Raw genomic sequence first — 13,101 nt, forward strand, 5'->3', positions numbered from 1 at the left:
TTGCCGGTGTCGGGCGCTGAGGTCATGGTGGAGGGGCGCGGGGGGAGCCGCGGACGCGTGGGAGCCGTGGGGAGCCACGGATGCCATGGGGGCCGACCACCGGAGGTACGGATGTACGTCGTGAAGAGTCCTCTGTCCGACGCCGATCTGAAGACCGTCTCCGAGGCCCTGCAGGGCGCGCTCGTCGATCTGGTCGACCTGTCCCTCGTCGCCAAACAGGTCCACTGGAACGTCGTGGGGCCTCGCTTCCGGTCCGTGCACCTTCAGCTCGACGAGGTCGTGGACGTCGCCCGTGTCCACTCCGACACGGTGGCCGAGCGGGCCTCGGCGCTGGGCGTCTCGCCGGACGGGCGGGCCGCGACGGTGGCGGCAGGCAGCGGGATCGGTGCCGTGTCGGACGGCTGGGTCAAGGACACCGATGCGATCGGGACGCTGGTCGCCGCGCTGGGCGCGGTCATCACCCGGATGCGGGAACGGGTGGCGGCCACGGCTGAACCGGATCCTGTGAGCCAGGACATCTTCATCGGGATCACCGCGGACCTGGAGAAGCATCACTGGATGTTCCAGGCGGAGAACGTGTGAGACGCCTGTGAGATGCCTGAGAGGTGTGGGACGGCGGACCGGGGCACTTCTGGTGGTGTGGTTGGCGTGACGGCCACGGCGGGGCGAACAGCGGGACGGGGTGTCGTTCTGGGACTCGCACTGGGACTGGGTGCGATGTGGTGGTGGGCCGTGGTGAGGCTCGCCGTGACGTCCGACGCCGGGGTGCTGGAGGGGGCGGTGGCCGCCGGGGGGTGGGGGCTGAGCCTGCTGCCGGTGCACTGCGTGACCAAGGCGCGGGCGGCGGGGGCCCTCGTAGAAGGTCGGTGGAGGAGTGCTTGGCGGGCGGTGCGGCAGGAGGGGATGCGAAAGCCCGGAGGCGGAGGAGAGGCGGCGGGCGGTGGTGCACCAGGGCCGGAGCGAGGCCGAGGGCGTCAAGGCCGCTGAGGGACTGTCCGCCGGGAAAGGAGCCTGGGTGGGTGGTGAACGGCGCCCGAGCGGGCTGTGAGGGAGGCGGCTACCACGGCATGGCCACTCCGCCGTTCGGGCGGAGGATCTGGCCCGTGGTGAACGACGAGGCGTCCGAGGCCAGATGGAGGACGGCGTGCGCGATGTCCTCCGGTTCGCCGACCCGGCCCAGGGGTGACATGCGCGACATGAGCGCCTCGGTGTGCGCCTGTGCGCCGGCGTCGTGGCGGTCGGTCATGGGGGTGCGGATCCAGCCCGGGGCGACGGCGTTGACGCGGATGCCGTACCGGCCGACCTCGGTTGCGAGCGTCTTCGTCAACTGGACCACGGCGGCCTTGGCGACGCCGTAGCAGAGCAGCCCGGGGCCGCCGGTGTCCACGGCGCCCGAGGCCATGGTGACGATGCTGCCGCCGCTCTCGCGTGCCAGCATCAGGCGGGCCGCCTCCTGGCAGGCGTACAGCACGCCCTTGAAGTTGACGGCCAGGACCCGGTCCAGGTCCTCGTCGCGGGTCTCCAGGACCGGGCTGCTGTGCATGATCCCGGCGACCGCCGCCATGACGTCCAGCCGCTCGCAGGACTCGACGGCCTGCCGGATCTGGACGCGGTCGGTGACGTCGAGGTGGTGGGTGTGTGCGGTTCCGCCCTGGTCCTTGATCAGGGTCGCCGTCTCGTGCAGGCCCTGCGCGTCGCGGTCCGCGCCGTGCACGGTGGCGCCCGCCTGGGCGAGCAGTACGGCGCAGGCGCGGCCGATCCCGCTTGCGGCGCCGGTGACGAATGCGGTGCGTCCGGTGAGGTCGTACGCCTTCACGGCCATGAAAGGACGGTACGAGCGTTTCTGACGGTCCGTCAATTGGTTGGCGGTCAGCGGGTGGTGCGAGGACGGATGCGGTGGGTCGGTGGGGGGCCCGGAGCGGGGGCGGGGCCTGTCTGGCAGGTGGGACACCAGTAGGTCGGGCGCTCGCGGGAACCGTCGCCCTGGTCGGCCGCGCGCACCGGTGTGCCGCAGCGCAGACAGGGGCGGGGCGCGCGGCCGTACACAAACAGGTCCTGGCCGCGGCGTCCCGTCGTGCTGCGGACCGGGCGGTCGCGGTTGGTCTCCAGCAGCCTCTTCGCGAGGCCGGGCAGTTTCGCGGCGCGGTCGGCGGGGAGCGCGCCGACGGGGAGCCACGGGGTGGCGCCGAGGAGGAAGCAGAGTTCGCTCTTGTAGACATTGCCGATGCCGGCGAGGTTGCGCTGGTCGAGGAGAGCCTCGCCGAGGGGACGGGCGGGGTTCGTGAGGAGGTTGGCGAGGGCGCGCTCGGGGTCCCAGTCGGGGCCCAGCAGGTCGGGGCCGAGGTGGCCGACGGCTCGTTGTTCGTCGGTGGTGCGCAGGAGGTCGAGGACGGGCAGGCGGTAGCCGACAGCGGTGCGGTCGTGGGTGCCGAGGATCACCCGGATCTGGTGCGCGGGGCCGCCGGTCCAGCGCTGGTCGTTCGCGTACACCTTCCAGGAGCCGTCCATCCGCAGATGCGAGTGGAGTGTCAGGCCGCCTTCGATGCGGGTGAGGAGGTGTTTGCCGCGTGGGGTGACGTCCAGGACGGTGCGGCCGGTGAGGTCGACGGTCGCGTACTTGGGGACGCGGAGGTCGGACCGGGTCAGCACCTTGCCGGCGAGGGCGTCGTGCAGTCGCCTCGCGGCCTGCCAGACCGTGTCACCTTCGGGCATGGGTCAAGGGTGACATGCGGGATGGAGACGGTGGGGCCGGTGATGGGACAGGCGGTTGTTGTCATGCGCGCAGCCGTAGGCCCCGTGGGGTCGCGATGAAGCCCGCTCCTTCCAGGAGGGCGCCGATGGGGGAGGTGAGAGCCGAGGCGCCGTTGACCCGCTCCACCGTGACCGTGCCGAGGGAGCCCGCGCGCGCCGCCTCGGCGAGGGCCTCGGCGGCGGCGTGCAGGCGGGGGTCGTGGGCGGGCGTGTCCTCGCCGTCCGGGGTGGCGGGCCAGGCCAGCAGGGTCTTGCCGCCGCGCTCCATGTAGAGCGTCAGCTCACCGTCGACGAGCACCACCAGGGAGCCGGCCTTGCGGCCCGGTTTGTGCCCGGCGCCGCTCGGCGGCTCGGGCCAGCCCAGGGCTGCGCCGTACGCGTTCGCCGGGTCCGCGGCGGCGAGGACGACGGCGCGGGAGGCCCGGGACGTGGTGCGGTGGGGGCCGCGGCCGTGGGGGGCCTGGCCGCGGTCGGGACGGCCGGGGAAGCCCGAGCCGTTCGGGAAGCCGCCACCCCGGGGGCCGCCGGCGCCCGGGGTGGCGAAGTCCCGGGGGGAGACGTACCCATCCGGCGCGGTGGGGGCGTTCGGGGCGTCGAAGGGGGACGAGAACGCGGTGTCGAGGTCGGGAAGGTCCCATGCGTCGTCGGACGGGAGGCCTTCGGGGAAGGCGAAGTCGTCGGGCGTGCCGGTGCCGGTGCCGGTGCCTGCGCCTGCGCCTGTCTTCGTGGCCGTGTTCGGGCCGGGCAGGGGCTCGCCGCGGTCCCGGGCGGCTGCTACCGCGCGCAGACGGTCCACGGCGCCGTCCATGGCGAACTGTGCGGCGCCGAGGCCTTCCACGACGTAGCCGCGTCGGGCCTGACCGCTCTCCTCGAAGACCGACAGGATGCGGTACGTCGCCGAGAAGCCGCCCTCGACGCCCTCGGCGGCGACCGCGCCCCGGGTCACCACGCCGTGCCGGTCGAGGAGTGTGCGGGCGAGGGCATGCGCGCGGACGGTGGGGTCGGGCTCGTGGGCGGGGAGCAGCGACCAGCGGCCGGCGACGGTCGGCGGGCCGCTGCGGGAGGCGGGGCGCGCCGCGGCCGTCAGCGAACCGTAGCGGCCGCGCGGGATGGTGCGTTTGGCGCGGTGGGCCGTGGAGCCGGCCGTGCGGCCCGAGCCCAGCAGGGAGCGCATGGGGGCGAGGGTGTCGTTGGTGAGCCGACCGGACCAGGCCAGGTCCCAGACGGTGTCGGCGAGCTGGGGGTCGGTGGCGTCGGGGTGGGTGGTGGCGCGGACCTGGTCGGCGATCTGGCGGAAGAACAGGCCGTAGCCCCCGGAGAGGGCGTCCAGGACGGACTGGTGCAGTGCCGTCAGCTCCAGGGGGTGGGGCGGGGGCAGCAGCAGGGGCGCCGCGTCCGCCACGTACAGGGAGACCCAGCCGTCCTTGCCGGGGAGGGCGCCCGCTCCGGCCCAGATCACCTCTCCGGCCGCGGTGAGCTCGTCGAGCATCGCCGGGGTGTAGTCCCGCACCCGGGACGGCAGGACGAGCTTCTCCAGGGCCGAGGCGGGAACGGAGGCGCCCTGGAGCTGCTCGACGGCGCGCACCAGTCCGTCGATGCCGCGCAGGGAGTGGCCCGTGCCGATGTGCTGCCACTGCGGAAGGAACTGGGCGAGCGCGGGCGGCGGAACCGGCTCCAGCTCGTGCCGCAGGGCGGCCAGGGAGCGGCGGCGCAGCCTGCGCAGGACCGTCGCGTCGCACCACTCCTGGCCCATGCCGGCCGGGTGGAACTCGCCCTGGACGACGCGCCCGCTCGCCGCGAGCCGCTGCAGGGCGCCCTCGGTCACCGCCACGCCGAGGCCGAAGCGGGCGGCCGCGGTGGTGGAGGTGAACGGGCCGTGGGTACGGGCGTGGCGCGCGAGGAGGTCGCCGAGGGGATCCTTGACCGGCTCCGTGAACGCTTCCGGCACGCCTACCGGCAGTGCCGTGCCGAGTGCGTCACGCAGCCGGCCCGCGTCCTCGATCGCGGCCCAGTGGTCGACGCCCGCGATGCGTACCCGGATCGCGCGGCGGGCGGCGGCCAGCTCCCGCGCCCAGTGCGGTTCGGCGCCACGCTCGGCCAGCTCGGCGTCGGTGAGCGGGCCGAGGAGACGCAGGAGGTCCGCGACACCTTCGATGTCCTTGGCCCGGCGGTCCTCGGTCAGCCACTGGAGTTCCCGTTCCAGTTCGGTGAGGACCTCGGCGTCGAGCAGTTCGCGCAGTTCCGCCTGGCCGAGCAGCTCGGCCAGCAGGCGGGAGTCGAGGGAGAGTGCGGCGGCACGGCGCTCGGCGAGCGGGGAGTCCCCCTCGTAGAGGAACTGCGCGACGTAGCCGAACAGGAGGGAGCGGGCGAACGGGGACGGCTCCGGGGTGGTGACCTCGACCAGGCGCACCTTGCGGGACTCCAGGTCGCCCATCAGCTCCACGAGCCCGGGGACGTCGAAGACGTCCTGGAGGCACTCGCGGACAGCTTCCAGGACGATCGGGAACGAACCGAACTCGCTCGCCACCTGAAGCAGTTGGGCGGCGCGTTGGCGCTGCTGCCACAGCGGGGTCCGCTTGCCGGGGTTGCGGCGCGGCAGGAGCAGCGCGCGGGCGGCGCACTCGCGGAAGCGGGCCGCGAACAGGGCCGAGCCGCCGACCTGGTCGGTGACGATCTGGTCGACCTCGCCCTTGTCGAAGACGACGTCCGCCGCGCCGACGGGCGCCTGTTCGGCGTCGTACTCCGTGCCGGCCTTCGTCGGCTCCTGGTCGAGGAGGTCCAGGCCCATGAGGTCGGCGTCGGGCAGCCGCAGGACGATGCCGTCGTCGGCGTGCATCACCTGGGCGTCCATGCCGTAGCGCTCGGAGAGCTTGGCTCCCAGGGCCAGAGCCCAGGGGGCGTGCACCTGGGCGCCGAAGGGCGAGTGGACGACGACCCGCCAGTCGCCCAGCTCGTCGCGGAAGCGTTCGACGACGATCGTGCGGTCGTCCGGGACATGGCCGCAGGCCTGGCGCTGTTCGTCCAGGTAGGAGAGCACGTTGTCGGCCGCCCACGCGTCCAGACCGGCGGTGAGCAGGCGGAGCCGGGCGTCCTCCTTGGGCAGGGAGCCGACCTCGCGCAGGAACGCGCCCACCGCACGGCCGAGTTCGAGCGGGCGGCCCAGCTGGTCGCCCTTCCAGAAGGGCAGCCGGCCCGGGACGCCCGGGGCGGGAGAGACCAGGACGCGGTCGCGGGTGATGTCCTCGATGCGCCAGGAGCTGGTGCCGAGCGTGAAGACGTCGCCGACGCGCGACTCGTAGACCATCTCCTCGTCGAGTTCGCCGACCCGGCCGCCGCCCTTCTTGGGGTCCGCGCCGGCGAGGAAGACGCCGAAGAGGCCGCGGTCCGGGATCGTGCCGCCGGAGGTGACGGCCAGGCGCTGGGCGCCCGGGCGGCCGGTGATCGTGCCGGCGACCCGGTCCCACACCACGCGCGGGCGCAGCTCGGCGAACGCGTCGGACGGATAGCGGCCCGCGAGCATGTCCAGGACGGCCGTGAACGCGGACTCGGGGAGGGCGGCGAAGGGGGCGGCCCGGCGGACCGTGGCCAGCAGGTCGTCCACCTGCCACGTGTCCAGCGCCGTCATGGCGACGAGCTGCTGGGCGAGGACGTCCAGCGGGTTGGCGGGCACCCTGAGGGACTCGATCGAGCCGGTGCGCATCCGCTCGGTGACCACCGCCGCCTGCACGAGGTCGCCGCGGTACTTGGGGAACACGACGCCCGTGGAGACCGCGCCCACCTGGTGTCCCGCGCGGCCGACGCGCTGGAGGCCGGAGGCCACCGAGGGCGGGGACTCGACCTGGACCACCAGGTCGACGGCGCCCATGTCGATGCCCAGTTCGAGGCTCGAGGTGGCGACCACCGCGGGGAGACGGCCCGCCTTGAGGTCCTCCTCCACCAGGGCACGCTGCTCCTTGGAGACCGAGCCGTGGTGGGCGCGCGCGATGACGGGCGGGGCGCCCTGGGCCGCGCCCGAGCCGCCCATCAGCTCGGCGGGGGCGTGATGCTCGTCCAGCGGCTCGCCGGTGGCCCGCTCGTAGGCGATCTCGTTCAGGCGGTTGCACAGGCGCTCGGCCAGGCGGCGGGAGTTGGCGAAGACGATCGTGGAGCGGTGGGCCTGGACCAGATCCGCGATGCGCTCTTCCACGTGCGGCCAGATCGACGGCCGCTCCGCACCCTCGGAGCCGTCGGCGACCGGGGAACCGCCCAGCTCGCCCAGGTCCTCCACGGGGACGACGACCGAGAGGTCGAACTCCTTGCCGGACTTCGGCTGGACGATCTCCACCTTGCGGTGCGGGGACAGGTAGCGGGCGACCTCGTCGACCGGACGGACCGTCGCCGAGAGGCCGATGCGGCGGGCCGGCTTCGGCAGCAGCTCGTCGAGCCGCTCCAGAGTGAGCGCGAGATGCGCGCCGCGCTTGGTGCCGGCGACCGCGTGCACCTCGTCGAGGATCACGGTCTCGATGCCGGTCAGTGCGTCGCGCGTGGCCGACGTCAGCATCAGGAACAGGGACTCGGGGGTCGTGATCAGAATGTCCGGAGGGCGCGTGGACAGCGCGCGGCGCTCGGCGGGCGGAGTGTCGCCCGAGCGGATGCCGACCTTGACCTCCGGCTCGGGCAGGCCAAGGCGCACAGACTCCTGGCGGATGCCGGTCAGGGGGCTGCGCAGGTTGCGCTCCACGTCGACCGCGAGGGCCTTGAGAGGAGAGACGTACAGGACGCGGCAGCGCTTCTTCGGGTCCGCGGGCGGGGGCGTCGAGGCGAGCTGGTCCAGGGCGGCGAGGAAGGCGGCCAGGGTCTTGCCGGAGCCGGTCGGGGCGACCACCAGCACGTCCGCACCTTCGCCGATGGCCTGCCACGCGCCCGCCTGGGCCGCGGTGGGCGCGGAGAACGCCCCCGTGAACCAGCCGCGGGTCGCGGGGGAGAAGCCGTCGAGCGCTCGGTGCGCGGAGCTGACCATGCGTCCATCCTGCACCCCGCCACTGACAATGGCTCTGACCTGCGGTCTTCGGCCGGTGGTGGGGTGCGGGGCGGGAGACGGGGACGGGGCGGGGTGAGCCGGTCGTCGCGGAGAGCGGGGGCACGGCGGGTTGGGGCGAGCCGGCGCGCCACCGGCGGTATGCGGAGCTGCCCGGTGTCGATCTGCGGCGCGCCCGGTACGTCCGCAAGACCTCCGTGCGGCACACCCACGAATACTTCCGCCGGCCGCCGACCCCCTGCTGCGGGGGCTGGGACACGGTTGCTGCGACTCGACGGCGGGGCGCTGCCACAGCGTGAGCTGCGGACGGCCGGGGCGTGGATCGCCGCACGCGCGCGTGCCGTGCCATGCCGTGCCGGAGGAGCGCCTGGCCGACCCGCCTACGCTGCGAACAACTGGCCGGGACCCTGCCGACCAGCCGTTCGCACCGGGTCTTCTCGAGGGGCCTCTGGGCAGGCGGTTCGCCGCCCTGCTTCCCGTCGCCCTGCTTCCGTCGCACCGCTCGCCGCCCTCACGGCACGGCAGAGTCCGGGTCAGCCGATGGTGCGGCCGTAGGCCCTCAGGGTGCGCAGCGCCTCGATCGTCACCATGGGACGTGCCTCCAGGGCGGTGCCCGGCGCCCAGCGGCGCCATCGGATCGGCCAGCCGCCGTCCTTCTGCTGCTCGTCGGCGAGATGGTCCAGGCAGCGTGTCATCTCGTCATCGGTGAACCACGCGCGCGCGAGCGAGTGCGGCGTCCGCGCGAAGTCGTACGGGAAGTGGTGCTCGCCCGGCGCGTAGCCGGGCGCGACCGGGTACGCGTCCAGCTGGTCCGGGTCCAGCGCGGCGAGCCGCTGCGTGCGCACCAGGCGGCCCAGACGGTCGGCGGCCGCCTCCGCGCGCGGGCGGTCGGGAGCGGAGTCCAGGAAGGCCACCGCGGCCTCGACCTCGTACGGATGGGACCGCTCCAGGGAGTCCACCGCCTGCCAGCAGAAGTCGGTGGCCCTGAACAGCCAGGCGTGCCACACCTCGTTGCGGTGCAGCAGCCCCACCACCGGCCCCGTGGACAGCAGTTCGCTGGGCGGATCGTCCACGATCGGGATGAAGGGGGCCGCCGGATAGCCGCGCTGGCTGGGATGGATCGCCGGCAGCGCGCCGTCGGACGCGGAGACGGACGTGAGATAACGGCACACCCGCTCCACGCGCCGCCCGCCGAGGCGCCCGATGGCGTCCAGGACGCGCAACGCGCGCACGGTGTGCAGGGGCTGGCTGACGGGACCGCGCAGATCGGGCTCCAGCGCGTGGCCGTATCCGCCGTCGTCGTTGCGGTAGGCGTCGAGAGCGGTCTCGACGGGGTCGGCGGAGCCGTGGAGGAAGTCGTGCGCGAAGAGCCGCTGCTCCAGCACGCGCGCGGTGAGCCACACGAAGTGCTCGGCGCGGAAGAGCGGGGAGTGCGCCGGGGGCGTCGGGGGGAGTGGGGATGCTCCAGTTTCGGCCATGGTCAGACCGTAGGGCGGAAAGCGGTCTCAGCAGGCGGTCCCGGCAGGGGGCACCCCCGGGCGCGGGATACTGGTGTCATGCGGTTGACGGTCTTCTGGCAGCGGATGGACGAGCACTTCGGCGCGGGATACGCCGACACCTTCGCCCGCGATCATGTGATGGCGGAACTCGGCGGACGCACGGTGCACGAGGCGCTGGCGCATGGCTGGGAAGCCAAGGACGTGTGGCGCGTGGTGTGCGTGGTGATGAACGTTCCGCAGGAGATGCGCTGATCAGCCACGGAGATCGCAGGCGGCTGTCCGGTTGTCAGTGGCGTAGGCGAGACTTGGTCCGTGGCACCCACTGACGAGACCGGGCAGGTCGCCCGGCACGAATCCCCGCTCGGCACGACGCCGCCCACCGGGCCGCCCCCGGCCGACGGCGGCGCTGCTCAGGGTGCCCGCATGCCGGGCTGGCTTCCGCGCGCCATGGTGCTCGCGCTCGCTCTCGTCGCGGCGTTCCAACTGGGCACCTGGGCCTTCCACCAGCTCATCGGCCTGCTGCTCAACATCTTGATCGCGTTCTTCCTGGCTCTCGCCATAGAACCCGCGGTCAGCCGGATGGCTGCCCGCGGGATGCGCAGGGGGCTCGCCACCTTCCTGGTCTTCTTCGGCCTGCTGATCGTGGTCGCCGGTTTCTTCACGCTCCTCGGCTCGATGCTCGCGGGGCAGATCATCAAGATGATCGAGGGCTTCCCGCAGTACCTGGACTCCGTGATCAACTGGGTCAACACCACGTTCCACACCGACCTCAGGCGCGTGGACATCCAGGAGGGGCTGCTGCACTCCGACTGGCTGAGGAAGTACGCCCAGAACAGTGCCGCGGGTGTGCTGGACGTCTCCACGCAGGTCCTCGGCGGTCTCTTCCGGCTGCTGACGATCGCCCTGTTCTCGTTCTACTTCGCCGCCGACGGCCCCCGCCTGCGCCGCGGACTGTGCTCCGTCCTGCCGCCCGCCAAGCAGGCAGAGGTGCTGCGCGCGTGGGAGATCGCCGTCGACAAGACCGGCGGATACCTGTACTCGCGCGGGCTGATGGCGTTGATCTCCGGCGTCGCGCACTACGTACTGCTGGAGGCCCTCGGGATTCCGTACGCGCCCGTGCTCGCCGTCTGGGTGGGCGTGGTCTCGCAGTTCATCCCGACCATCGGCACGTATCTCGCCGGTGCCCTGCCCATGCTGATCGCCTTCACCGTCTCGCCCCTGTACGCCCTGTGGGTGCTGATCTTCGTCGTGGTCTACCAGCAGTTCGAGAACTACATGCTGCAGCCCAAGCTGACCGCGAAGACCGTCGACATCCACCCTGCCGTCGCCTTCGGCTCGGTCATCGCCGGCACCGCACTCCTGGGTGCCGTCGGCGCGCTGATCGCCATCCCGGCGGTCGCCACGCTCCAGGCCTTCCTGGGCGCCTACGTGAAGCGCTACGACGTCACCGACGACCCCCGCGTCCACGGTCACCGGGGCCGCGGCGAGGGGCCGGGACCGCTCACCCGCGCGCGGTCGCTGTGGGCGCGTCTACGGGACCGGGCGGGCAGCGGGTCGCGGGAAGGGTCCGGCTGACGGCCGAAGCGGGCGTCAGTACGTGAGGACGGCCCACACCCCGGCCGCGGCGACCGCGGCCACGTAACACCCCACCGCCGCGGCCACGATCCGCCACCGCACGGCCTCGCTCCAGGGCGTGCGGGCCAGCAGCCGGGCCAGCGCGGGCAGCACCAGAACGGCATGCAGGCCGACTCCGTGCAGGGGCTTGAGCGGCGCCGTCGAGTGGTACGCCGCCTCCTGGTGCCCCGTGCGGGTGAGCACCACACCGCGCGCGATCATCGCCGCCCCCGAGGCGAGCGCGACCAGCAGGATCGCGAAACCGGCGCGAACCGCGAGGGCCATCCCGGCCGGGCCCGTCGGCCGGCGTCGGAAGGACGCCACGGCGAACACGGTGAGCAGTACCACGAGGACGCCGCCGCCCACCGCGAGCATCATGGACACCGCCGTGTCGAAGGGCGTCTCCATGTTCAGATGCGAGGGCACTCTCCGCCACGCCTGGAGGGTGATGCCCCCGACCTCCATGACGCAGTCGGCGGCGAACACCCCGAGCAGCGCGGTCCGCAACCGCGGTCCGACCCGCACGTACGACGTGACCCAGGTGATCGCGATCAGCGTCGCCCCGAAGGACAGCCCGAACGTGACGGGCTTGCGCCAGGAGACGGGTCCGTCCCAGGGGCCGCCGTCGACGGCGAACACCACCAGGTGGACGAGGCCGGAGAGGACCAGCAGGAGCGCTGTCGTCCGGTAGAGGCGGTACAGCCGAGGGCTCGGACGGGCGGGTTCGGCTGCGCGGAGGGGCGTCGTGGTCGTCTGCTCGTGCATGCACCGAGCGTCTCGGCTGCGTCGTACGCCGTCGTCGTCCGGGCGAAGACATCCGCCGTACGCCCGGCGCAGCAGCCGTGAGCGCGGACCGTGAACGTAGCCTCGGAAGTGCCGCGTGGTGCGCTTGACACGAAAATCGAACATCCGTTCTTATGAAGGCTCCGGTGGGGCTCCCTACAGGGATTTCATCCCGATTGGGACGGATAAGTGCCTGAGTTATCCACAGGCCGGACCGGCGTCGGGGCGCATTGTCAGTGGCAGGCGTTAGCGTCTTTGACGTGAAGCGATCGACTCAAGCAAATCGGGTGGAACCCATGGCAGGAACCGACCGCGAGAAGGCTCTTGATGCCGCACTCGCACAGATTGAACGGCAGTTCGGCAAGGGCGCCGTGATGCGCCTCGGCGAGCGGCCGAACGAGCCCATCGAGGTCATCCCCACCGGGTCGACCGCACTCGACGTCGCCCTCGGTGTCGGCGGCCTGCCGCGCGGCCGCGTGGTGGAGGTGTACGGCCCGGAGTCCTCCGGCAAGACGACGCTGACGCTGCACGCCGTGGCGAACGCGCAGAAGGCGGGCGGCCAGGTCGCCTTCGTGGACGCGGAGCACGCCCTCGACCCCGAGTACGCGAAGAAGCTCGGCGTCGACATCGACAACCTCATCCTCTCCCAGCCCGACAACGGCGAGCAGGCCCTGGAGATCGTGGACATGCTGGTCCGCTCCGGCGCCCTCGACCTGATCGTCATCGACTCGGTCGCCGCGCTCGTCCCGCGCGCGGAGATCGAGGGCGAGATGGGCGACAGCCACGTCGGTCTGCAGGCCCGTCTGATGAGCCAGGCACTGCGGAAGATCACCAGCGCGCTCAACCAGTCCAAGACCACCGCGATCTTCATCAACCAGCTCCGCGAGAAGATCGGCGTGATGTTCGGCTCCCCCGAGACCACGACCGGTGGCCGCGCGCTGAAGTTCTACGCGTCGGTGCGGCTCGACATCCGTCGCATCGAGACGCTGAAGGACGGCACCGACGCCGTCGGCAACCGCACCCGCGTCAAGGTCGTCAAGAACAAGGTCGCGCCGCCCTTCAAGCAGGCCGAGTTCGACATCCTCTACGGCCAGGGCATCAGCCGCGAGGGCGGCCTGATCGACATGGGCGTGGAGAACGGCTTCGTCCGCAAGGCCGGCGCCTGGTACACGTACGAGGGCGACCAGCTCGGCCAGGGTAAGGAGAACGCCCGCAACTTCCTGAAGGACAACCCCGACCTCGCCAACGAGATCGAGAAGAAGATCAAGGAGAAGCTGGGCGTCGGCGTACGCCCGGAGGAGCCCGCCGCAGAGCCGGGCGCGGACGCAGCGGGGGCCGCGGTGGCCGCGGGCACGCCTGTGGACGACCCCGCCAAGGCGGTTCCGGCTTCCGCCGCCAAGGCAGCCAAGACTAAGGCCGCGGCTGCCAAGGGCTGAT

At 72.5% G+C, this 13,101-nt stretch carries 9 protein-coding genes; 4 read left to right on the forward strand and 5 right to left on the reverse strand.

All coding sequences use genetic code 11. From position 1 onward, the window contains the following. The first annotated feature begins 111 nt into the window (after positions 1 to 111). Positions 112 to 582 carry a Dps family protein gene (locus ACZ5SK_RS27155; RefSeq protein ID WP_334576714.1) on the forward strand — a complete coding sequence of 157 codons (471 nt, stop codon included), beginning with the start codon at positions 112 to 114 and terminating at the stop codon, positions 580 to 582. 475 nt (positions 583 to 1,057) lie between these two features. Here ACZ5SK_RS27155 and ACZ5SK_RS27160 read toward each other — a convergent pair whose 3' ends face one another. From ACZ5SK_RS27160 to ACZ5SK_RS27175, 4 genes are all read right to left on the reverse strand, one after another. After that, on the reverse strand, positions 1,058 to 1,822 hold the full coding sequence (locus ACZ5SK_RS27160) for an SDR family NAD(P)-dependent oxidoreductase (RefSeq protein ID WP_334576713.1): 765 nt from the start codon (positions 1,820 to 1,822) through the stop codon (positions 1,058 to 1,060). Positions 1,823 to 1,869: 47 nt separating this feature from the next. Further along, positions 1,870 to 2,712 carry an Fpg/Nei family DNA glycosylase gene (locus ACZ5SK_RS27165; protein WP_334576712.1) on the reverse strand — a complete coding sequence of 281 codons (843 nt, stop codon included), beginning with the start codon at positions 2,710 to 2,712 and terminating at the stop codon, positions 1,870 to 1,872. Between the two features lie 61 nt (positions 2,713 to 2,773). Then, positions 2,774 to 7,750, reverse strand: coding sequence for an ATP-dependent helicase (locus ACZ5SK_RS27170; RefSeq protein ID WP_334576711.1), 4,977 nt, complete (start codon positions 7,748 to 7,750; stop codon positions 2,774 to 2,776). Between the two features lie 551 nt (positions 7,751 to 8,301). After that, positions 8,302 to 9,246 (reverse strand): hypothetical protein, encoded by a 945-nt coding sequence (locus ACZ5SK_RS27175; RefSeq protein ID WP_334576710.1) that lies wholly within the window; start codon positions 9,244 to 9,246, stop codon positions 8,302 to 8,304. A 78-nt stretch (positions 9,247 to 9,324) separates the two neighbouring features. Here ACZ5SK_RS27175 and ACZ5SK_RS27180 point away from each other — a divergent pair, with 78 nt between their 5' ends. Then, positions 9,325 to 9,519, forward strand: coding sequence for a DUF3046 domain-containing protein (locus ACZ5SK_RS27180; RefSeq protein ID WP_319677303.1), 195 nt, complete (start codon positions 9,325 to 9,327; stop codon positions 9,517 to 9,519). Between the two features lie 60 nt (positions 9,520 to 9,579). Next, entirely contained in the window at positions 9,580 to 10,842 is a 1,263-nt protein-coding gene (locus ACZ5SK_RS27185) for an AI-2E family transporter (RefSeq protein ID WP_334576707.1), read from the forward strand. Positions 10,843 to 10,857: 15 nt separating this feature from the next. On the opposite strand, the gene ACZ5SK_RS27190 is transcribed toward ACZ5SK_RS27185, so the two are convergent. Beyond that, positions 10,858 to 11,646 carry a hypothetical protein gene (locus tag ACZ5SK_RS27190; protein WP_334576705.1) on the reverse strand — a complete coding sequence of 263 codons (789 nt, stop codon included), beginning with the start codon at positions 11,644 to 11,646 and terminating at the stop codon, positions 10,858 to 10,860. Positions 11,647 to 11,960: 314 nt separating this feature from the next. On the opposite strand from ACZ5SK_RS27190, the gene recA reads away from it, so the two are divergent. Continuing rightward, positions 11,961 to 13,100, forward strand: a complete 1,140-nt coding sequence (gene recA / locus ACZ5SK_RS27195) for a recombinase RecA (protein WP_334576702.1) — start codon at positions 11,961 to 11,963, stop codon at positions 13,098 to 13,100. The last annotated feature ends 1 nt before the right edge of the window (position 13,101 follow it).

The sequence above is a fragment of the Streptomyces sp. NPDC031474 genome, assembly GCF_055581185.1.

Excerpts from the sequence above, each read along its gene's own strand:
- ACZ5SK_RS27155 (WP_334576714.1), top strand. The coding sequence starts at position 112 with ATGTACGTCGTGAAGAGTCCTCTGTCCGACGCCGATCTGAAGACCGTC.
- ACZ5SK_RS27160 (WP_334576713.1), bottom strand. The coding sequence starts at position 1,822 with ATGGCCGTGAAGGCGTACGACCTCACCGGACGCACCGCATTCGTCACC.
- ACZ5SK_RS27165 (WP_334576712.1), bottom strand. The coding sequence starts at position 2,712 with ATGCCCGAAGGTGACACGGTCTGGCAGGCCGCGAGGCGACTGCACGAC.
- ACZ5SK_RS27170 (WP_334576711.1), bottom strand. The coding sequence starts at position 7,750 with ATGGTCAGCTCCGCGCACCGAGCGCTCGACGGCTTCTCCCCCGCGACC.
- ACZ5SK_RS27175 (WP_334576710.1), bottom strand. The coding sequence starts at position 9,246 with ATGGCCGAAACTGGAGCATCCCCACTCCCCCCGACGCCCCCGGCGCAC.
- ACZ5SK_RS27180 (WP_319677303.1), top strand. The coding sequence starts at position 9,325 with ATGCGGTTGACGGTCTTCTGGCAGCGGATGGACGAGCACTTCGGCGCG.
- ACZ5SK_RS27190 (WP_334576705.1), bottom strand. The coding sequence starts at position 11,646 with ATGCACGAGCAGACGACCACGACGCCCCTCCGCGCAGCCGAACCCGCC.
- recA (WP_334576702.1), top strand. The coding sequence starts at position 11,961 with ATGGCAGGAACCGACCGCGAGAAGGCTCTTGATGCCGCACTCGCACAG.